The organism is Flavobacterium sp. YJ01 (genome assembly GCF_029320955.1).
Lineage (GTDB): Bacteria > Bacteroidota > Bacteroidia > Flavobacteriales > Flavobacteriaceae > Flavobacterium.
This window is the reverse complement of sequence record NZ_CP119757.1, coordinates 251,714-274,929: the sequence shown is the minus strand read 5'-3', so window position 1 is coordinate 274,929 and position 23,216 is coordinate 251,714. Positions and strand designations below refer to the sequence as shown.

The 23,216-nt window shown below is 36.5% G+C and carries 11 protein-coding genes; all 11 read left to right on the top strand.

Features of this window, described 5'->3' with window-relative positions:
• Positions 1-1,146: 1,146 nt before the first annotated feature.
• The 11 genes from P0R33_RS01270 (at position 1,147) to P0R33_RS01220 (ending at position 22,772) form a co-directional block, all read left to right on the top strand.
• Positions 1,147-4,020 carry an RICIN domain-containing protein gene (locus P0R33_RS01270; RefSeq protein WP_276173720.1) on the top strand — a complete coding sequence of 958 codons (2,874 nt, stop codon included), beginning with the start codon at positions 1,147-1,149 and terminating at the stop codon, positions 4,018-4,020.
• A 120-nt stretch (positions 4,021-4,140) separates the two neighbouring features.
• Entirely contained in the window at positions 4,141-4,665 is a 525-nt protein-coding gene (locus P0R33_RS01265) for a T9SS type A sorting domain-containing protein (RefSeq protein ID WP_276173718.1), read from the top strand.
• 398 nt (positions 4,666-5,063) lie between these two features.
• Positions 5,064-5,747: a DUF1080 domain-containing protein gene (locus P0R33_RS01260; protein ID WP_276173716.1), complete on the top strand. Its 684-nt coding sequence runs from the start codon at positions 5,064-5,066 to the stop codon at positions 5,745-5,747.
• Between the two features lie 88 nt (positions 5,748-5,835).
• Complete coding sequence (locus tag P0R33_RS01255; RefSeq protein ID WP_179003760.1) at positions 5,836-7,554, top strand: DUF6377 domain-containing protein; 1,719 nt, start codon at positions 5,836-5,838, stop codon at positions 7,552-7,554.
• 463 nt (positions 7,555-8,017) lie between these two features.
• Positions 8,018-11,089 (top strand): TonB-dependent receptor, encoded by a 3,072-nt coding sequence (locus P0R33_RS01250; protein WP_179003761.1) that lies wholly within the window; start codon positions 8,018-8,020, stop codon positions 11,087-11,089.
• Between the two features lie 10 nt (positions 11,090-11,099).
• Positions 11,100-12,578, top strand: a complete 1,479-nt coding sequence (locus P0R33_RS01245) for a RagB/SusD family nutrient uptake outer membrane protein (protein WP_164974985.1) — start codon at positions 11,100-11,102, stop codon at positions 12,576-12,578.
• Between the two features lie 12 nt (positions 12,579-12,590).
• Entirely contained in the window at positions 12,591-14,054 is a 1,464-nt protein-coding gene (locus tag P0R33_RS01240) for a SusF/SusE family outer membrane protein (protein ID WP_073411945.1), read from the top strand.
• A gap of 2 nt (positions 14,055-14,056) precedes the next feature.
• The gene (locus tag P0R33_RS01235) at positions 14,057-15,817 is read left to right on the top strand and encodes a glycoside hydrolase family 66 protein (RefSeq protein WP_276173714.1); all 1,761 of its coding nucleotides are present in this window, start codon (positions 14,057-14,059) and stop codon (positions 15,815-15,817) included.
• 134 nt (positions 15,818-15,951) lie between these two features.
• Entirely contained in the window at positions 15,952-18,462 is a 2,511-nt protein-coding gene (locus tag P0R33_RS01230) for a TIM-barrel domain-containing protein (RefSeq protein ID WP_179003762.1), read from the top strand.
• A gap of 17 nt (positions 18,463-18,479) precedes the next feature.
• On the top strand, positions 18,480-20,606 hold the full coding sequence (locus tag P0R33_RS01225; protein ID WP_129022531.1) for a glycoside hydrolase family 97 protein: 2,127 nt from the start codon (positions 18,480-18,482) through the stop codon (positions 20,604-20,606).
• 261 nt (positions 20,607-20,867) lie between these two features.
• Entirely contained in the window at positions 20,868-22,772 is a 1,905-nt protein-coding gene (locus tag P0R33_RS01220) for a glycoside hydrolase family 65 protein (protein ID WP_276173712.1), read from the top strand.
• Positions 22,773-23,216: the final 444 nt, after the last annotated feature.

Sequence of the window (23,216 nt, the reverse complement as noted above, 5' to 3'; positions counted from 1 at the left end):
GAAAAAATTGAGGGCTGGAAATTCAAGTAATTTTGAAATATCAGACCACTTTAGAATGAGATTTTAATTCTGCAAATTAAAGAGTAACTAGAAAAAATAGAAATTATAAGTTATAATTTTTCTTAATTCAGTGGTTCGAATCCTGTTAACTTATCCAATTATAAATCGACTATCTGTGCAGTTTTTTATATTAAAATGTATATTGAAGCAATTTGCCTATTTTTTTAAAGAATGAAAATAAAAACAAAAAAGGTTGAAAGCCAGCGTATTTAGTAGTGTAAATATAAAAATGGCGCCAATTGTCTTCAATTGGCGCCATCTGGCTGAGTGACCCTTACTGAACAATTTACAAACCATTTTATGAATGATTTAAAGAAATTGGCCTATTTTCAAGTGAATTTGTAAGATAATTATTCTTGGTTTTTATTGAGAAGCGGTTTGTATGTATCATAGAGGTTAAATGTTAAAAGGTGAAAATTTATAATGTATGAAAAGAACCAATTCTAGCTAATTTTTGAAAAAATTGAATTTCAAATTTTATACAAGAAATTAGGTTTTGTTTAAAGTAAATTTAAAATATAATTCTATAATTATTCAGGTCAAAATTTGACGATAATCGTTAAAATATCAAATCCAATTCGTGATGATCTATTATTTCACCATACATAATTTTTTTTTATATTTTCTATTTACTCATTGCCGCTAAATTATGTGGCTGATTGATGGCAGGAATAATTTTATATTTGGTTTTAGCAGGCAATAAATGTCATTTGGAACCTATTACTACGGATAACTTCAATAGAAATATTTCTATATATATATGAGCATATTTTTCTTTTAACTGATTGGTATATCATGTTTTAAGATTTATTTGTTGATGTATTTTCTATACGTTTTTAAAACTCTGTACTCCCTCATTTATTTTTTGATTCTTTTGTATATACAATTAAGAGAACTGTATTTCTGTTACTTTCTTTATTGTTGAATAACAGTATGTTACTTGATAATAGGAGAGGTAGATGTGCACTAAATTGTCTCACTTTACTAACCACAAAAAACAGCAGGAATATTTTCTCATAAATTTTAGGGAATATATTCTGAAATGTTCTTGTTTAAAACTGCTTACTAACCTCTAAACCAACCAAAATGAAGAAAACACCTGTTTTAATTTTATTGCTAATTTTATCCTTGCTACTGTCTGTAGAAAAAGGATTTTCGCAAATCAATCCATATAAGGCTCCCTTGTATTGGAATCCGTATGAATATAATCTTACTAAAAACGATTATATCCCTGAAGATGAATGGAAAAAAAATATTGATTGGATGAATGAAAATCTTAAGTCATATGGATACAATATGATTTGTATAGATGGATGGGGAGATGACTCAAACTATAACCAAGATGGTTACAGAACAACACATTCCTCGAATTGGATACATGACTATAAATATTGGGCAGATTATTTAAAAGCCCGTGGAATGACATTAGGCATGTATAATAACCCTTTGTGGATAAATAAAAAGGCAGCTGATGCGGGAGTTAAAATTAAAGGTACAAATATTCCCTTATCAACGCTTCTGAACCCAATTGAAGGTCAGGAAAAAATATTTAACTGGGTTCAGGTTAATAATCCTGGGGCTGAACAGTACATTAAAGGTTATGTACAATATTATGCCGATATGGGTGTCAGTTATTTAAGGATTGATTTTTTAGCCTGGTTCCAAACGGGGGCCGACAAAGGAGACTCCACGTACGGTCCGGCAAGATCAACCCAAGATTATGAAAAAGCATTAAGATGGATTCGCGAAGCATGCGATGAAAATAAAATTTTTCTGAGTCTGGTGATGCCAGAATTACAGGATAATGCTGTTTCTGAGAATAAATACGGACACATGATTCGAATTAACGAAGATCTTGGAGATGGAGGGTGGAACAGATTTAATAATTTAGATCGGGGCATCCGTCATAGCTGGTGGTCTCAATATTATAATACTTTTGATGGATACACCTATTGGTCATTTATCTCGGGACGAAAGAAATTAATTCTGGATGGAGATTTCATTAGATTAAATTCAATGGCCAATGACAATGAAAAAAAAACGGTAATCTCGTTACCTTTAATGGCTGGAGGCCCTTTATCTATAGTGGATCAGTATAATTCGATAGGACAAGATATTTCTTATTATCAAAATGAAGAAATGTTAGCTTTAAATAAAGATGGCTTTGTTGGGAAACCATTATTTACGAACGACCCAACAAATGAATCGAGTCAGGTTTGGGCTGGACAAATGTCTAACGGAGATTGGATTATTGGTTTTTTTAATAGAGAGAACGTAGCTAAGAACCGCAGTTTGGATTTCAATTCTTCTCTGGGGTTTTCAGGCAATGCATCGGTAAGGGATCTTTGGACTCATACGAATTTAGGAAGCATGTCTTCCTATAGTGTAAACGTGCCTGCACACGGCTGCGTGATTTTGAAAGTTGTACCAATAAATCCTCAGCCAGATATTTTATCAGGAAACAATTATTTTATTAAATCAAAAGCGAATGGTAAAACAATAGCTTACAATACCTTAAGAGATTCACTGACGACAAATACTCTTGATTGGGATAAATCTGATCAAAAATGGCTTTTTACCTTTGAAAAAAATAAGGAGTACAGCATTACATCATTGTCCGATAAAAAATCTTTTGATGTTGTTGAACAGTCTGTTAATAACGGTGCAAAAATTCACACATGGCAGTATTTAGGATTAAACAGCCAGAAATGGGATATGGTTCCTGATGGAAACGGTTATTATAAAATCATAAACTCCAATAGTACCAAAGCTCTTGAAATGGATGCAGCAAGGGGAATTGTAGTACAATCAAGCAGCACCGGCGATAGTTCGCAGTTATGGACTTTAGAACCTATTTTCGATCACCTCACTTTAGTCGGTCCAGCATCACCAACAGGCAACTGGACGAAACCCGAAGGTACTGGTGCAACCGATTTTAAAGAAAGTGCCTTTGGCTCTGACGTTTGGACATTTACAGGATATTTAAACTTGGGGGAGATTAAAATCCATGCGAAAGCAGGCGGTTTTGCTTCAGGCAGCTGGACTAGCGGTTCATGGCTACAAGCAAAAAACAGTAATGCAAATTTTCTGACCGCCAATGAATATGTGGTAGGAGGCGCCGACAATAAATGGAATGTTGCGGCTGCGGGGCTTTATAATATAAAAGTAAATTTGCGTGAGAAGAGCTTAGATGTAAAAAAAATAGACTATGATTACATGACCCTTGTAGGCCCGGGATCCTCTATTGGAAATTGGGCCACGCCCGAAGGAGATTCAAGCACAGATTTTGCAGAAACTGCCCCAAATTCAAACATCTGGCTTTTTAAGGGGAATTTAAATGCTGGAGAGATTAAGATCCATGTAAAATTAGGATCTGATTTTATTGCAGGCAACTGGCTTGACGGATCCTGGCTTCAGGCAAAATCGGCAAATGCCGATTTTCTAACTCAGACAGAATACCTTATTGATGACAGCAATGATTTTAAATGGAATATTGAAGAATCTGGGTACTATATAGTAACTGTTGATCTTAATGCAAACAAGATAGCCGTACAGAGAAGATATTTTGATTATATGACTTTATCAGGACCCGGATCTCCAATTGGAAGCTGGAACAAACCAGAAGGAGATATAAACACCGACTTTATACAAACGTGTCCTAATTCGAACATCTGGACTTTTACAGGGATGTTGAAGGTAGGCCAGGTTAAAATTCATGCAAAAATCGGATCGGATTTTATAGCCGACAACTGGCTTGACGGTTCTTGGCTTCAGGCGAAAAGCAATAATGCTGATTTCAGAACTGCTGCAGAGTACATAATTGACAGCAGCAACGATTATAAATGGAATGTTGCGCAAGCCGGACTGTATAAAATTACAGTCGATCTGACAAAGGGACTCTTATCAGTGAAGAGGTTGGATTATGATCACCTTACTTTAGTTGGTCCCGGTTCCCCATGAGGGACTTGGATCAGACCTGAAGGTGATATTACTACTGACTTGGCCAGAACGGCACCAGACTCGAATATATGGACTTTTACAGGTGCATTAAACGCAGGTGAGATCAAAATTCATGCAAAATTGGGAACAGATTTTATTTCCAATAATTGGGAGGATGGGAACTGGCTGTATTCTGACGCTGTTAATGCTGACTTTCTTACTGCTGCGCGATACCGTGTTGACGGGACTGATACAAAGTGGAATATTGCGGAAGCAGGTGTTTATAACATTACAGTTAACCTTGCAACGGAACTCTTAACAGTACAAAAGGTGGATCAAAATAGTATAATATTACAAAAAAACTCCCTAAGCAATAAACCGGTATCTTTAGTTGGCAATGAAGTTTCAATTGTTCAAAATGAAATGGTTGTTTATCCCAATCCAACTTCAGGCTTGTTTTCAATTCAAATTAAACGTCCAAAATCAGCAAAAGCGACTGTTTATATTTTTAATCTGAATGGTGCGGTTTTACAAAAGCGAAATATAGTTTTCTCGGAAGAAGTCCAAAATTTCGAATTCAATATTACGGGTGCAACGTCTGGAATATACTTGATAAAGGTTGACTGTTTGGATGGTGTCACTCAAAATCTGATTTTGCAGAATTAGCATGATTTTAATAACAGCCTTAAACCGCCTGCTGTCTTGGGGCGGTTTTCGCTTTATTTTACTTTTTTTCTGTATTTTATAAATAACAAGTTGCAAATAAACAAAATAGATTATAGTTAAAAGAGTAATGCCGAGCAATCTATTTAATAGTACAATTAGATGGAGTTGCATGTGAAAGAAACGCAAAGACGAATATGGTTGTAAAGCACATTGATCTCGAATTAGCAGGCTTTTGTTTCAGTAATTGGAAAAACATAAATAATGGCTGAAAATTTTATAATTGGCTATATCTTGTTTGCGCAGAATAAAATTTTAATTTTACTTTTTTGAAAGATTTGGTTTCTCTCCCGCCTGTTACAATATAAGAATAGTTTTAACTGATTAATAAAAATATTGAAATGAAAAAAATTATAGTTTCATTAGTTATTTTGTTTGGACTGCAAACGATACAGGCACAGAAAAGTTTCAAGCCCCTTTTTGACGGCAAATCGACAAAGGGCTGGCATTCCTATGGAAAAAAATCGGCTGGAAAAGCATGGAAGACGGCAGATGGCATATTGCATTTTGATTCAAAAGAAGCAAACAATGGTCAGGGCGGGGACTTAGTAACGGATGCTGAATTCAGGGATTTTCATCTAAAATTGGATTGGAAAATAGCCCAGAACGGGAACAGCGGCATAATTTTTTATGTAAATGAGAATCCTGTAGAATACCAAAATACTTATAGTACCGGACTCGAAATGCAGATTTTAGATAATGAGGGCCATCCGGACGCAAAAATTCTTAAGCATCGAGCAGGAGATTTGTATGATTTGGTTCAAAGCAGATCAGAGCCTGTCAAACAGGCTGGAGAATGGAATACTGCCGAAATTCTCAGCAGGAAAGGAAAATTAACACTTATTCTTAATGGAGTTACAGTGGTAGAGACTGTTCTTTGGGATGATAATTTCAAAAAAAACGTATCGGGAAGCAAATTTGCAGATTGGCCGGATTTTGGCACATTCAATAAAGGAAAAATTGCTTTGCAGGATCATGGAAACAATGTATGGTTTCGTAATATTATGATTAAAGAATTAGATTAGTAATATATGTATGAATGTTAGATGTGCCAGTAAACTTTTTGTTGCCTGAATAAAAAATGTTTATAATTTAAAATCACTAATGTAAAGTATGATTCAGCAATTTTTTACAGAAAAATCTTTTCTACGCTTTAAACTGAGGTTTTGCTTGAGTTTGGTTTTAGTCTCGATTCTATTATTATATCCAAGCAGTTTTTATGGACAAAGCGAGCAGTTGTTAAAAAGGCTAGATCAGGTAATAGACTCCTCGAGCATCTATGATAAAAGCAAGAGAAAGACCATTCAGGACTTAAAAGATAAGCTTGAACTGATTAAAGATGATCGCCACAAGTTATTAGATTTGAACCAGCAGCTTTTTGACCAGTATGTACTTTTTAAAAGAGATTCTGCTTTTGATTATGCTTTAAAAATTAAAGGGCTATCAGAAAAAATTAACGATAAATCTTATTTGATGAAGGCCAATATTAATTTGGCCAATATCAGTGTTTCTGCGGGTATGTATAAAGAAGGGTTGGATTATCTGCTTTTGATTAAACCCGAAGAGATAAACAATGAAAACGGATCTTTATATTATGGTCTGTTAGGTAGATGCTATAGCGATATGGCAGAATACAGCAGTATTCCAATCTTTAGTAAAAAGTATAACCAGCTTGCTAAGAAGTGCAGGATTAAGGCTTTAAATTTAACAGATGAAGGCACTTTTTTCAATTCATTTTTAAAATTTTTTAATGAATATAAGGATGGTGATTTAGCTTCTGCTGAAAAAGGCTTTCTCTCCCTTCTTAATTCTGACGTTAGCGATAGGGATGAAGCCTTATTAAATTATATGCTGGGGGAGATCTGCAATGAGTCGGGCAGGGTAGATCGTGCAATTGATTATTACAGCAAAGCCGTTATTTCAGATATTCGTATATCAACAAAAGAATCACTGGCTATAATAAAGCTATCAGAGCTCTTGTTTAGAAAAAAGAATCTGCAGAGTGCATCTTCGCTAGTGAAAAAAGCATATGATGATGCTGTTTTTTACGGGGCACAGCAGAGAAAACTACAAGTAGGAGCGATCCTGCCACACATTGAAGAAGAAATAGTCCAGAATATTGAAAGAGAAAAAAAGAGGCTCTACTATCAATATATAGGTGCAATTGTTTTTTCAGTAATTGTAATCTGCTTTTTAATCCTTACTTTTATGCAATTCAGGAAAATTCAAAAAGCAAAAAAGATAATTGCAGTTGCGCATACAGATCTGCAGAATGTAAATAAACAGCTTGTTGTTGTAAACGAAGAAATAAAGGCGCGTAACAGCCAAATTGAATTGATTAACAATCGTCTTTCAGAAGCTAATAAGATTAATGAAGAATATATTGGTTTTTTCTTTACGGAATATGATGATATTTTTGAAAAGTTTAATGAATTTACATCTTACATAGAAAGGGATATTGATTCAGGAGATTATGCTAAAGCAAAATACAGAATATCAAGATATGATTTGAAGAAGGAAAAGGATAAACTGCTCAATAATTTTGATACAGCTTTTATCAATCTGTTTCCAGATTTTATTACTGAATTCAATTCGCTCATGAAACCCGGGGAGCAGATAAAGCTAAAAGAAGGGCAGATTCTTAATAAAGAGCTGAGAATTTTTGCCTTGATCCGTTTAGGGATCAAACACAATGAGAAAATTGCGCAAATTTTAGGTTATTCAGTCAATTCAATTTATGCCTATAAAACTAAAGTTCGTAATAAGTCCATAATCGAAAATGAAGGCTTTGATAAAAAATTGATGAAAATTACTTCTGTAAAGATTACCTAATTAATCAAATATTTAACAAAAAATCCCGCTGTTCAACAGCGGGATTTTTTTTTCTGCGCCCCATTTATTTTGTTTGTCTCAATGAGAATAATATATTTTTTATAGTAAAATATTGCAAAATATGTTTTTTTATGCTTGAATTCTTATTGTTTTAAATATTAAAATCTATATAATTATTACTGTTTGTTTTTGTTTAAAAGTCTATTTATTAGGTATATATGGTTTTTTTAATCCACTTTATTGCTTGTTTTTTCTATACGTTTTGCATACATGCATTTTTCGCATGTGTTTTTTTGTTCCTTTGCTTTGATCCGAATGTATTATTGGATTTCGTAGTTTTTTAAAGGCCTTTTAAAACACGTGAATTATTAATTAAAAATATGTAACAAATCGGGATTATAGAAAAACCAATCTTACTTCAAAAAACTAACACTAACGATTTACTAACCAAACAAAAAAATAAATGAGATCATGTCATGAAATTGATGTTCGTAGGACATCCATCAAAGATTTTATCCTTGTACTTTTTATGCTGGCAGCACTTTGTGGCAGCAATAGCGCTTTTGCCGTTGCAAAACAGCAGGAAGGTCCTGCAATTAAAAGTGCGCAAAAGACAATTACAGGAACCGTATATAATGAAAAGCATGAGCCTTTACCTGGTGCGACGGTAACAATAAAAGGAACCGCATCAAGTACTACTACAGATTTCGACGGAAAATTTTCTATTAAGGTAAATACTTCCGATGCTGTTTTAGTAATATCATATATTGGATACTCCAACAAAGAAATTTCTGCAGCAGGTACAAATTTGGAGATTCAGTTGGTACCGGAAGCAGTATCGCTGACAGATATTGTAGTAATCGGATACGGAAAAGCCAAAGCTAGAGATTTAACTGGGGCTGTTGCTTCAATCGATGTAGCCAAAACGAAAAATCAGCCTGTTGCCAATATTGGCGAGGCCATGCAGGGAAGGGCTGCCGGTGTGCAGGTCATTTCGAGCGGAGAACCGGGATCTAACGTCACTTTTAGAGTGAGGGGAACAGGAACCATTGCTAATAATAACCCTCTAATCGTAGTTGACGGAATGCCTTTGAATGGAGGACTTAACCAAGTTAATATGAATGATGTAGAATCGATCAGCGTGCTTAAAGATGCTTCTTCTACAGCAATTTATGGTTCCAGGGGAGCAAATGGAGTTGTGATTGTAACTACTAAAAGAGGCGGGACAAAAGAAGGTTCAACTTTGACTTTCGATACTTTTACGGGAGTGCAAAATGCTTCAAATGTGGTAAAGATGCTGAATGCTTCACAATACGCATCGTTAAATAATGATATGATGACTAATGGAGGACTTAATCCTAATCCATTATGGACAAATCCCGCTTCTTTGGGAACAGGAACCGACTGGGTTGGAACATTATTCAATCCAGAGATGATGTCCAGCTATACTTTATCTTATGGGAATAAAACAAAAAAATCCAATATCTATGTTTCTGCTAATTATTTTAACCAAAAAGGTATCGTTTTAAATACTGATTATGAAAGATTCATTGTGCAGTTTAATTCTGATACTAAAGTGACCAGCAAAGTAAAATTTGGAAACAGTGTTAAAATTGCACACGATATAAAAGAAAGCGGTGCATATGATATCCGTAACACGTTATTAGCAAATCCTACCCAGCCAATATATGATGAAAATGGAAATTTTACCGGACCTACAGGAAACCCTCTTTATTATGGAGATATTACAAATCCAATCGGAAAAGCCACAACTGTCGAAAGATCAACAAAAGGATATAATCTTCAAGGGAACCTTTTCGCAGAAATCAATTTGCTGAAAAACTTAGTGTTTAAGTCTTTAGGTGGGGTTGAAGCCAACTTCTGGTTTGACAGAACCTGGTCGCCAAAATATTCATGGGGCTCTAATGTTCAGACCAATTCATATCTATCACAAGGAACAAATAGAAGTATTACAGTTTTATGGGATAACACGCTGACGTATGATGCTCATTTTGGCGCACATAATGTAAATGCAGTTGTGGGAAGCAGTTCGCAGTCTAATAAGTATGATTTCTTAAACGGCTCTATTCAGAAATTTGCGAGTGATGAAACACAGCAGATAGACAATGGTACATTACAGCCGACAGTAGGAGGTAATGCTTCTGAATGGGCAATTATGTCATATTTGGCAAGGGTGAATTATGACTATGATGGCAAGTATTATGTAACCGGTACAATTAGAAGGGATGGATCTTCTCGTTTTGGTGAAGGAAATAAATGGGGATGGTTTCCATCAGGTGCTTTATCCTGGAGGATCTCATCAGAGAAATTTATGGAGAAAGTAACAGCTATCAACGATTTGAAATTAAGAGTTGGTTATGGTATTACCGGAAATCAGGATATTGGAAATTATGCATTTTCTTCATCGTACAATACGGTTATGTATAATTTTAATAACAATTATGTAAGCGCAGTTGTGCCTACTGTACTTCCGAATACAAATGTAAAATGGGAAGGTCAGGAACAGTTTAATGTTGGTCTGGATGCGTCATTCTTCGATAGCAGAATCAATTTAACTTTTGATGCCTATGTGAAAAACACCAATGATATGTTAGTCCCGATGTCTGTACCTGTAACTTCAGGATATTCAGATATTTATGTACCATCAATAAACGCTGGGAAAATTCAAAACAAAGGTATTGAATTGTCATTATCAACAAAAAATCTGGTTCATGAATTCAAGTGGTCTTCAGATGCTGTTTTTTCTTACAACAAAAACAAAGTTGACAGTATAAACGGTGATACGCCAATTATAACTGGAAGCACAGGATTGAACAGTACCATTTCCCTAATTCAGGCAGGATACCCTGTAAACGTTTTTTATGGGTATGTAACTGACGGTATTTTTCAAACACAGACTGATGTAAATAATCATGCAGTGCAGATGCCTGGTTCTAATACGGCAACAAGTACTGCGCCTGGAGATGTAAGATTCAAGGATCTTAATAATGATGGAATCATTAACGATAAAGACAGAACGTTTTTAGGCAATCCTAATCCAAAATTCACCTATTCGCTTAATAATACATTTTCTTACAAGAATTTTGACTTAACAGTTTATTTTCAAGGAGTATACGGAAATGACATCTACAATGCCAATCGTATGTATACAGAATCTATGTCTGTTGCAAATAATCAGACAGCGGCAACTTTAGGAAGATGGACAGGCATTGGAACGAGTAATAGTATGCCAAGAGCAGTGTATGGTGACCCTAACAGCAATGCCAGAGTTTCTGACAGGTTTGTAGAAGATGGTTCATATCTGCGATTAAAAAATGTGAGTTTGAGCTATAATTTTCCAGAGAGCGTATTTAACAATGTATTTTCATCAATTCGATTATACTTCTCAGCGCAGAATGTTTTGACTTTTACAAACTACAAAGGATTTGACCCTGAAGTTTCGGTAAACGGTATTGATAATAGCGTATACCCGGTTACAACAAATTACTCTATTGGACTTAATCTTGGATTTTAAAATTATGAAAATGAAACACATAAAAATAGGCTTAATGGTAATGCTATCATTTGTAATGGTGCAGTGCAGTGATGATTTTTTAGACAAAACGCAGCCAGATACTATCAATACCGGAAATTATCCTACCAATGCTGAGGAATTAATCACAATGGTTAACGGTGCTTATCAGCCATTGCAATGGCCAAAACTATATAATTTCAGAATGTGGACCAGTGATATATTTGCAGGCAACAGCATTGTTGGTGCCGGCGGAGGTGAAGATGGAATTGAAACCACGAACTTATCTAATTTTGTTACAACTCCAAGTAACGAAGGGGTCTTGGACTTATGGCGTGGACCATGGCCAGGAATATTGAGATCAAATATTGTTTTATCAGTCGGACCAAAGCTAAATATTGACGAATCAGTTAAAAATAGATGTTTAGGCGAGGCGTACTTTTTAAGAGCACAGTATTATTTTATTTTAGTTCGTTTTTTTGGCGATGTTCCATTAATTACTGAGCCTCAAAATTCAAACAGCGATCTTTATCCATCACGTACATCAAAAGATAAAGTATATGCTTTGATATTAAGTGATTTGGAAAAAGCTGTTGCCATGCTTCCTACCAAGCAGGAAATGTCAGAGGGAGATAAAGGGCGTGCAAGTAAAGGATCTGCAATTGGTTTATTGGCTAAAGTAAATCTTACATTAAGCAATTGGCAGCAGGTTGTCGATCTAACGACAAAACTGGAAACAATGGGATATGGATTGAATGCAGATTACAGCGACAATTTCAGGACTGAAACTGAAAATTCTAAGGAATCTCTTTTTGAAGTTCAATATGCTGCCAATGCAGGATATGATTTTTGGAGTAATGAAAATCAGGCTTCATGGGCAAGTACTTTTACAGGGCCAAGAAGTTCTAATATGGTAGCAGGAGCTTACGGATGGAGCCAGCCAACTCAGGAGTTTTTTAACAGTTATGAGAATGGCGATCTTCGTAAGGATAAAACGGTATTGTATCAGGGATGCCCTGATTTTGCGGGAATCCCTTACAGTGCTTCCTATTCCTTGACAGGATATAATTTAAGAAAGTTTTTAGTACCGCTAAGCATTTCACCTTCTTATGATAACAGCCCGCTGAATTTCCCTGTGCTTCGCTATTCTGATGTTTTATTAATGAAAGCAGAGGCTCTTAATGAATTAGGGAATACTTCACAGGCAGAAACACCGCTTAATCTGGTGCGCAGACGTGCAGGTTTGGCTAACATTAATACTGGACTTGGTAAAGCTGCATTTAGAGATGCGGTTCTGCATGAGAGGAGAATAGAATTAGCATTTGAAGGGCAAAGATGGTTTGACCTTATAAGAGTGGAAAATGGACAGTACGGATTGGATTTTCTTCATTCTATTGGTAAAACAAATGCGGATCAGCATCATTTGCTTCTTCCAATACCGCAAATTGAGCGTGACAGAAATCCTAATTTAAGCCAAAATCCAGGCTACTAAAATTGAAGTGCTATGAAAAAAAATAAAAATTATATAGTTTGGACAAGATGCGCGATTGTTTTCTTGTTGTTTTTATCTGCAGCTTTGTCAAGCTGCAGCAATGATGATCTTCAGGCTAAAAATTTTAGTGCTGATGTGTTAAAGCTGACGTTGAGCAGTACCGACATGGTTTTGGACCAAAGCATGTTTCAGCAAAAATTCAGTTTTAAGTGGAGTACAGGCGATAACAAGGGAACAGGCGCTTCGATTTCATATAAACTGGAAATTGATAAGAAAGAGAATAATTTCGCTAATGCGGTCGAATATGATTTTGGAAAAAACAGATACGACTTTGATATCAATGTGGCAACATTAAATTCGATACTGCTTACTACTTTCAACGGAGAGGCAGGCAAAGCGATTGCTTTGCAGGCTAGGATTACAGCAACTTTTGGCGATAAGGGTGTAGCGCCGCAAACTTCAGTAGTCGATTTTAATTTAACACCTTACAAACCATTATCAACTGAATTATTTATGGTTGGTGATGCCTCGCCAAATGGATGGGATATTACAAAAGCTTCGGCTTTGACCGCGCAGACAGCTAATCCTGTGGTTTTTGTATATTCTGGACAATTAAGCAAAGGAAAATTTAAGTTTGCAGTAAATACCGATTCTTGCTTTTGTCAGGATTTTTACACAAAAGACGGTGCAGATGCTGGCAAGTTAGTTTATAATTCGGGTGGAAGCGGTTCTGATCTTCAATGGGAAATTACCAAAGCGGGATTGTACAAAATTACAGTTAACATCTTAAAATTAACGATTGTAATTGAAGAACAAAGTAGTCCTGCTTTTACACAATTATGGATTGTTGGCGATGCAAGTCCAAGTGGATGGAATATCGATACTCCTGAAGCTTTTACCGTAACAGATAATCCTTTTATTTTCACATATGAAGCTACTTTAATTCCAGGAAATTTTAAGATACTTGCTGGTGCAAAAGGCAATTGGTGCGGAGAATGGTTCAGACCTCTGGTAAATAATCAAGTATTAACAGAAACTGGAGTAGCACAAAATTCAGGCTGTGATGTTGATAATTCATGGCAGGTTACGACGCAAACTGCAGGAAGATACAAAATTACACTTGATATAAGCACAAACGTTATCAAGATTACCCCTGTTGAAGTTTATCTGATCGGCAGTGCCACACCAAATGGATGGAATATGGGATCACTGCTTCCGATGACTAAAAACGGAAGTGTCTATACGTACAGCGGACCTTTGACTGCAGGGGAATTTAAATTTACAAAATACAATACCAATTGGTGTGAGGGTACTGAAATTACAGCGGTATCAGCAAACCAGGCGATTACTAATACAAATTTTACTATACGTGATAAATGTGATGGTGACGATAATAAATGGGTGGTAAGCGCAGCGCAGGCAGGCAACCATACTATTACATTAGATCTTTCAACAAATGTCCTTACAATCAACTAAAGATGAGTATTACAAATAAAATAATAAAGCTGTTTTTTCTTTGCCTCTTTTTAAGTTTTGCATCATGCCAAAGTGACGATGACAATGGAAAGATTGAATATGCGGAAGATGCAGTTATTGCAAAGATTACCCTTAAAACAGATAAAGCCAGTTATAAACCAGGTGAAACGGTAAACTTTACAGCGGATAAAGTTTTTAATAGTTCTCTTATTCGCTATACCCATCTTGGAAAAGTTATTAAGGAGGAAACTTTTAGCGGAACTTCATGGAGCTGGCTTCCGCCTTCTGATGATTTTCAAGGGTACATGGTTGCCATTTACCAGACAAATACTGACGGTACCCAAACTATTTTGGGTACTGTAGGTATTGACGTGTCATCAGATTGGGCTAAATTTCCCCGTTATGGATTTCTATCGGAGTTTGGTAATATTTCGGAATCGGACAGGACCGCAGTTATAGATAATCTAAAGGATTATCATATTAATGGAATCCAATTCTATGATTGGCAGTACAGACAGCATCAGCCATTGGCGGGTACAGTCTCAAATCCGATGCCGGTATGGAAGGATATAATTAACAGAGAGGTATATGGAAGCACAGTTTCAGGCTATATAGCCCAGGCCCATAGCAAAAATATGAAAGCAATGTTTTATAACCTTGCTTATGGGGTTTTGAATGATTACGACCCAAATCTTATCAAACCGCAGCAGTTTGTCTATAAAGATGCCAACCATAATGATAAAGACAAGCATGAGTTAGGATGGCCGTTTATCAGTAACATTTACATTACTGATCCTGCTAACACAGCATGGCAGAGCTATCTAGGGCAGAAAAATGATGATGTTTATAAAGTTTATGATTTTGATGGTTTTCATATTGACCAGCTTGGCGACAGAGGTAATGTTTTCAGATATGATGGTACAAATGCTGATTTGAAAAATGCATTCCCTCCTTTTATTTCAGCTATGAAGTCTGCTAATACCAATAAAAAACTGGTTATGAACGCAGTAAATCAATATGGACAAAAAGAAATGGCTGGTAAAGAACTTGATTTTTTATACACTGAAGTATGGTCTCCTAATGAAGGGTTTAAAGATTTGACACAAGTTCTTGCAGATAATGCAGCTTACAGCAATAACAGTAAAAATACTGTATTAGCGGCCTATATGAACTACAATAAAGCGAATAACCAAGGCATGTTTAATACTCCAGGTGTACTTTTGACGGATGCTGTCATATTTGCTTTTGGAGGATCTCATTTGGAATTAGGTGAGCATATGCTGGGTAAGGAGTACTTTCCAAATAAAAACCTAAGCATGAGTGCGGAGCTGAAATCTTCACTTTTGGAATATTACGATTTTATGACGGCTTACCAAAACCTTCTTCGTGATGGCGGAACTTTTACAAATCCGACCATTGCCACTGGTGACGGAAAGCTGAATCTAGGCAGCTGGCCTCCAACTATGGGCAAAGTTGCTGCAGTGGGAAAACAAGTTGGCAGCAGAGAAGTAATACATCTTTTGAATTTTACTAATGCTAATTCTTTGAATTGGAGAGATACTGACGGAACACAAAAAGTTCCAGATGTAATTAAGCAGGCGATGCTTAATTTAAACCATAGCAGCAAAGTTACCAGAATCTGGTACGCTTCACCAGACTATAATGGAGGTGCAGCTGTTGAACTTTCATTTTCTCAAAATGGGGACAAGGTGAATTTTAAAGTGCCGTCACTTCAATATTGGGGAATGATTGTAGTTGAATAGCCCCAAAACTACTGAGAATTGCCCCATTTCCATGGGGCAATTTTTATAAACTCGTGTTAAGCTTTTCGAGCGGAACACATTTCTGCAAGCGCTGGATGTATTTTCAATGCTTAAACTAATCGATATGTTATATTATGAAAAAATCTATTTTTTACTGCTGCGTAATTTTCTGTATTCTGGTCTCTCAAGCATACTCGCAAAAGAAAGAGCAGTATTTAGGGAATTGTACCTCTTATTCAGTAAATGGAAATAAAGTTGTCTTCAGCTGTGCAAATAATTCAAAAGTCATGCTTCAGTTATGCAGCGGTGAAGTCGTTAAAATATGGGTGTCTGCCGATGGAAATTTTGTCAGGAATAATGAATCTTTTGCAGTTATAGAAGAAGATCTAGGCTGGAAAGGTACCGTTAATGTAAAGGAGGAACCATCGACCTATGAAATTTTTACCGAGCAGCTGAGAATACGGGTAAATAAGGCTCCGTTTCAGTTACAGATATTTGATAAGTATCAAAAACTTCTTTTCAGTGATTATGCTGAAAAAGGATTTGTTTATGATAGTGGCAAAATAAGAACCAATAAAGTTTTACGAAATGACGAACAATTTTTTGGATTGGGTGAAAAATCAGGGAACCTGAATCGTCGTGGAAGTGCTTATAAAATGTGGAACAGCGATCAGCCATGTTATGGCGTTAATGAAGATCCGCTTTACAAAAGCATTCCCTTTTTTATGAGCAGTTACCGTTACGGCATTTTCTTTGACAATACCTATAAGACAGAATTTAAGTTCGGAAGTGAGAGTAATGATTATTATTCATTTGAAGCCCCGGCTGGGCAGATGGTCTACTACTTTATGTTTGGTAATGATTACAAGCAGATAATACAAAACTATATAGCCTTAACTGGGAAACCGATTATGCCGCCTAAATGGGCTTTGGGCTTTTCGCAATGTCGAGGAGATTATACACGTGAGGATCAGGCAAGGGAAATTGCTGCAGAGTTCCGAAAAAGAAAAATCCCATGTGATATTATCTATCAGGATATAGGCTGGACAGAGGGGCTTCAGGATTTTGACTGGAGAAAAAACAATTATACCAATCCAAAAGGAATGGTAAAAGATTTAAGCGATATGGGCTTTAAAATGATTGTATCACAGGATCCCGTTATTTCACAGGCAAACCAGAAACAATGGAAAGAGGCTGATGCGCTTGGTCATCTTGTAAAAGATATCCGAACAGGCAAATCTTATGATATGCCATGGCCTTGGGGAGGCAATTGCGGGGTTGTAGATTTTACAAAACCTGAAGTTGCAGATTGGTGGGGCAGCTATCAGCAGAAGCCTTTAAATGATGGGGTACGTGGATTTTGGACAGATATGGGAGAACCGGCATGGAGCAATGAAGACGCTGTTGACAGACTCAATATGAAACACCATCTTGGAATGCATAACGAGATTCATAATGTATATGGATTTACTTGGGATAAGGTAGTAACCGAGCAGTTTTATAAGCATAATCCAAATAAGAGAATATTTCAAATGACCAGATCGGCTTATGCGGGACTGCAGCGTTATACTTTCGGATGGAGCGGCGATTCAGGAAATGGCAGCAATGTGCTGGACGGATGGAAACAAATGGCCAATCAGATTCCTGTGGGTCTTTCTGCTGGTATGGGATTAATTCCGTTTTGGACCTGTGATATTTCAGGGTACTGCGGGGATATAAAGGATTATGATGCTATGGCAGAATTATATGTAAGATGGCTGCAGTTTGGTGTTTTTACGCCACTTAGCCGTGCGCATCATGAAGGTGGTAACGCGGTGGAACCATGGAAATTCGGAACGGAGGCAGAAAATATAAGCCGAAAAAGTATAGAGATGAAATACAGGCTTTTCCCTTATCTGTATACTTATGCCCGCGAAGCCCATGATACGGGGCTTCCGATAATGAGAGCCTTGCTGTTGGAATATCCGAATGATAAAGAAACATTTAAATTAAATGGGCAGTTTCTTGTTGGAAAAGAACTGCTGGTAGCACCGGTCGTAGAACAAGGTGCTGTTACTAAAGAGGTGTACCTTCCTGAAGGAGAGTGGATTGATTTTAATAACGGCAAAACCAAGTATAAAGGGGAGCAGTGGATTACAGTTGATGCCCCGCTAAATACAATTCCAGTTTTTGTAAAGAAAGGCAGCATAATACCACAGATGCCTGTAATGCAGTACATTGATGAAAAGAAAGTATACCCGGTTACATTTGAAATATTTCCAGCTAATATAAATAAAGAGACTTCATTTGTATTCTATGAAGACGACGGGGAAAGCCGTGACTACGAAAGAGATGTCTTTTGTAAAACCAAGATAAGTTCAAAGGCAACAAATGAAGATATCAAGATTACTATAGGCGAGCGTGAATCTAAAGGATATAGTCCTGCCGGTCCAAGGAATTTCATTTTAAAAATTCATACATCAAGCAAACCTAAGGATATTTTTGCAGGTGGAGAAAAAATTAAAAATGTTAAAGCAGATGCGATGGAGAAAAATATTGAAGCCGATTTTGCAAAAATAAACTGGAGCTGGAATGAAGCTGAAAATGTTATCACAGTAAAGATTCCTGATTCTGGAAAAAATGCAGTAATCACAATTAAAAATTAAAAATTATTATACTCACAATGAAACACTTTTTTCTCACCGCTATTTTGTGGTTTGGCATTTTTTCTGCCAATGCACAGGATTTAAAATCGCCAGATGGCAACTTTTTAATGCACTTTTCCCTGGAGGCAGACGGAACTCCGGTTTATAAACTAATCTATAAAGGCAAAGATGTCATAAAAACAAGCAAGTTAGGTTTTACCCTTAAAAATGATAATAAGTCATTAGTAAATGATTTTAGAATAGAAGACACTAAAGCCAGTTCTTTCGATGAAAATTGGAAACCTGTCTGGGGAGAAGTAGCGTCAATTCGTAATCATTATAATGAATTGGCGGTAACTTTAAACCAAAAACAAACGGATCGAAAAATGATCATTAGATTTCGTCTTTTTGATGATGGACTGGGGTTCCGTTATGAATTTCCCCAGCAAAATAACCTGATTTATTTCACCATTAAAGAAGAACGAACCCAGTTTGCTATGGCGGGAGATCATACCGCTTATTGGATTCCCGGAGACTATGATACGCAGGAATACAATTATACCACTTCAAAACTTTCTGAAATAAGAGGCTTGATGGAAAAAGCATATACAAAAGGGAATGCTTCGCAGACTTCGTTCTCTCCAACCGGTGTGCAGACTTCACTGATGATGAAAAGCCAGGATGGATTGTATATTAACCTTCATGAAGCAGCTCTAATTAATTATTCTTGTATGCATCTTAATCTGGATGATAAAAATTTTGTATTTGAATCATGGCTGACCCCTGATTCGCATGGGGATAAAGGCAAGATGCAGGCACCTTGCAAAACGCCATGGAGAACTGTTATTGTAAGTGATGATGCTCGTAACATTTTGGCTTCGAAATTGACTTATAATTTAAATGAACCAAGTAAAATTCAAGAAACTTCATGGATTAAACCAACAAAATACGTGGGTGTATGGTGGGAAATGATTTCAGGAAAAAGCACTTGGTCTTACACTGATGAATTTCCTTCAGTTCAGCTTGGCGTTACTGATTTCTCTAAAGCCAAACCAAATGGAAAACATGGTGCCACTAATACCAATGTAAAAAAGTATATAGACTTTGCAGCTAAAAATGGATTTGATGCCGTGTTGGTGGAAGGATGGAATGAAGGCTGGGAAGACTGGATTGGCCACGAGAAAGATTATGTTTTTGATTTTGTTACGCCATATCCTGATTTTGACCTGAAAGGATTAAATGATTATGCACATGCAAAGCATGTAAAACTTATTATGCATCATGAAACTTCGGGAGCTGTACGTAATTATGAACGCCATATGGATGCTGCATACAAATTGATGAAGCAATACGGATATGATGCTGTAAAAAGCGGATATGTAGGTAATATACTTCCACTTGGCGAAACGCATTACAGCCAATGGACAAATAATCATTATCAATATGCTGTCGAAAAAGCAGCAGATTACCAGATTATGGTAAATGCGCACGAGGCGGTGCGTCCAACCGGTATTGCACGTACTTATCCTAATCTTATCGGCAATGAATCTGCGCGAGGAACTGAGTATCAGGCTTTCGGTAATGACAGAAATAATGCTAACCATGTTACAATATTGCCTTTTACAAGGTTAATAGGGGGACCGATGGATTATACTCCGGGAATTTTTGAAATGGATGTTACAAATGGTTCACATGTAAATGCTACTATTGCAAATCAATTGGCACTTTATGTAACCATGTACAGTCCATTGCAAATGGCGGCAGATTTTCCTGAAAACTATGAACGTTTTGCAGATGCTTTCCAATTTATTAAAGATGTTGCGGTGGATTGGGATGACAGTAGATATCTTGAAGCTGAACCGGGACAGTATATTACAGTAGCCAGAAAGGCCAAAGGAACTGACAACTGGTTTTTAGGAAATGTAAATGGAGAAACTCGACGTGTATCTAATATTGATCTTGGATTTCTTGAAAAAGGCAAAAAGTATACTGCTACAATTTATGCTGATGCTAAAGACGCAAATTATAAAACTAATACTCAGGCCTACACCATCCGTAAAGTTGTTGTGACAAGCAATTCAAAGCTTTCGCAGTATTCGGCCCCGGGTGGAGGATATGCAATTAGTTTTTATCCAGTAGCTGAGACAGCTAAAAAAAAGAGATAAAGACCTAAATGGACTAAAAATTTAATTAATTAGTTTTTTTTAAGGATCGTTGCTGTTAAACAGACTGCAGCGATCTTTATGCATTATAACTAACCTCTTGTATATTTAAACTTATCTAAGATGAAAAAATACATATTTAATCTTGTTTTCTTTTTTTTGATGCTATATGGCAGCAATTATCTGTATAGCCAGGATCCATGGAAGCTTTCGGCTGATAAACCGGATTCCAATAATTATTATGGAGAAACGGTGGCCAATGGCATGATCGGAATCATCTCATCGCCAGAGCCTTTAAAGGTGAAAGAAGTCGTATTGGCAGGAACTTACGATATCTACAAGCGCGGCAGGGTTAGCAGTTTCATTCCAAATTACAATCTGCTGAATATAAGACTGGCTTTTAATGGTGAATCTGTGCAGACCTATAATATTAATAATTATAAACAGGAATTGGATATGCGCAATGGAGCTTTCACCGGTTCTTTTCAATTTAAGGATTTTGCTTCTGTAACTTATTCATACTATGCTTTGCGACATCTTCCGCATTGCGTGATGATGGTAGTCAGTGTAAATACACAAAAAGATGTGGATATCAACGTGGAGAATCTTTTGGAGACTCCTTCGTCACTTAATAATCAGCAGAATTATTTTCAGAATATTACAAATGCCCATATCAATATACCATTATTGACTTCTGTCGCCTATACGCCGAGAGGAAGATCTAAAATAGCTGTTTCAAATACATTTCTGTTTGATGAAGGAAAAAAGCAGCAGCCTGAGATTCTGCATAGAATGAATGACGCTGATATGCATGCCATGTCATTTGACAAAAAACTAAAAGCGGGCCAGACCTATTCTTTTGCTTTGATAGGCAGCCTTATATCATCAGATCATATAAATGATCCTTATAATGAAGCAGAAAGGTTGACTATTTATGCAGCCTTAGAAGGAAAGTCAAGGCTTTTAAACAGGCATATGCAGGAATGGAATACCTTATGGCAGAGCGATATACAAATAGAGGATGATCCCCAGGCCCAGCAGGACGTAAGAAGCATGCTTTATCACCTCTATTCCTTCACACGAAAAAACACATCCCTTTCTCCATCTCCAATGGGACTTAGCGGGCTGGGATATAACGGACATGTGTTTTGGGATACCGAAATCTGGATGTTTCCTCCGATGCTATTGCTTCATCCTGACATAGCTAAAAGCATGATTGAGTATCGTTTTCAGAGATTGGATGCCGCACGTAAAAAAGCTGCGTTATATGGTTATGACGGCGCAATGTATCCTTGGGAAAGTGCAGATTCAGGATCTGAAGAAACTCCAGTCAATGCTTTAACGGGAGCATTTGAACATCATATCACGGGAGATGTTGCTATTGCGGCCTGGCAGTATTACCTGGTTACGGGGGACAAGGAATGGCTGAAAGAAAAAGGATGGCCGATATTAAAAGCAACTGCAGAATTTTGGGCGAGCCGAGTAGAGAAGAATGATAAAGGTGAGTATGAAATAAAGAATGTTGTTGCAGCAGATGAATGGGCTGAGAATATTGACAATAATGCTTATACGAACGGAACAGCTATCAGAAATCTGCAGTATGCATCTAAATGCGCAGCTGTTTTGGGCGGTACAGCTCCAAAGGAATGGAATCTGATCGCTACAAAAATTCCTATTTCAAAAATGAGCAACGGTGTGACGCGGGAACACGACAGCTATTCAGATCAGAATATTAAGCAGGCCGACGTCAATCTGCTGGCATATCCATTGCAGATTATAACTGACAGAAATCAAATAGAAAAGGATTTAAAATTCTATGAAACTAAAATACCCCATTCCGATACACCAGCTATGACACAAGCCATATTTTCATTGCTGTACAGCCGTTTAGGAGACAGCGATCAGGCTTATCATTGGTTTAAAGATGCCTATCAGCCAAATCTAAATCCTCCCTTTAGGGTCATTGCAGAATGCAAGGGCGGAACAAACCCTTATTTTGCAACAGGTGCCGGGGGTGTTCTGCAGGCAGTTATGATGGGATTCGGAGGTTTGGATATAGATGCAGGCGGAGGTATTAAACAAGTCAAATCAGTATTGCCTAAAAATTGGAAAAAAGTAACAATTACAGGAGTTGGAGCAGAAAAGAAGACTTTCATTAGAGCTCAGTAAATTTCGTATCTTAATTAATAGAAGATAAATAGGCGGTTTAGGTAATTCATATACCGTCTTTTTTTGGTAAAATAGGTAAAGTTTTTGTTGTTAACTGGTATTATAGAATATTTTCTAAATTTTATTAAAATACGGATAATTTGCCTATTTAGTTTGCTGTATTTTCAAAAAGGAAATTCAGGGTAGGTGAGAAGCAAGCTAAAATTATTTTAAAATTACTATATTTAGTATCAAAAAAATACGATAAAGCAGTAGAGAAAAATATCTATATCCTTAACGGGATTTCGAACCATGCTCGAGATTCGATTAAATCTCTAATAGCAACACTTTAAGACTGTTTATTTCAAACAGGCTAAGAATTTCTTGTGAAAAAATCGAACCACAGATATTAGGCTGTGAAGGCTTGATAAATCTATAAGTTTGTGTATAAAAAAAGAGACAACT

Excerpts from the sequence above, each read along its gene's own strand:
- P0R33_RS01270 (WP_276173720.1), top strand. The coding sequence starts at position 1,147 with ATGAAGAAAACACCTGTTTTAATTTTATTGCTAATTTTATCCTTGCTA.
- P0R33_RS01260 (WP_276173716.1), top strand. The coding sequence starts at position 5,064 with ATGAAAAAAATTATAGTTTCATTAGTTATTTTGTTTGGACTGCAAACG.
- P0R33_RS01255 (WP_179003760.1), top strand. The coding sequence starts at position 5,836 with ATGATTCAGCAATTTTTTACAGAAAAATCTTTTCTACGCTTTAAACTG.
- P0R33_RS01250 (WP_179003761.1), top strand. The coding sequence starts at position 8,018 with ATGAGATCATGTCATGAAATTGATGTTCGTAGGACATCCATCAAAGAT.
- P0R33_RS01245 (WP_164974985.1), top strand. The coding sequence starts at position 11,100 with ATGAAACACATAAAAATAGGCTTAATGGTAATGCTATCATTTGTAATG.
- P0R33_RS01240 (WP_073411945.1), top strand. The coding sequence starts at position 12,591 with ATGAAAAAAAATAAAAATTATATAGTTTGGACAAGATGCGCGATTGTT.
- P0R33_RS01235 (WP_276173714.1), top strand. The coding sequence starts at position 14,057 with ATGAGTATTACAAATAAAATAATAAAGCTGTTTTTTCTTTGCCTCTTT.
- P0R33_RS01230 (WP_179003762.1), top strand. The coding sequence starts at position 15,952 with ATGAAAAAATCTATTTTTTACTGCTGCGTAATTTTCTGTATTCTGGTC.
- P0R33_RS01225 (WP_129022531.1), top strand. The coding sequence starts at position 18,480 with ATGAAACACTTTTTTCTCACCGCTATTTTGTGGTTTGGCATTTTTTCT.
- P0R33_RS01220 (WP_276173712.1), top strand. The coding sequence starts at position 20,868 with ATGATCGGAATCATCTCATCGCCAGAGCCTTTAAAGGTGAAAGAAGTC.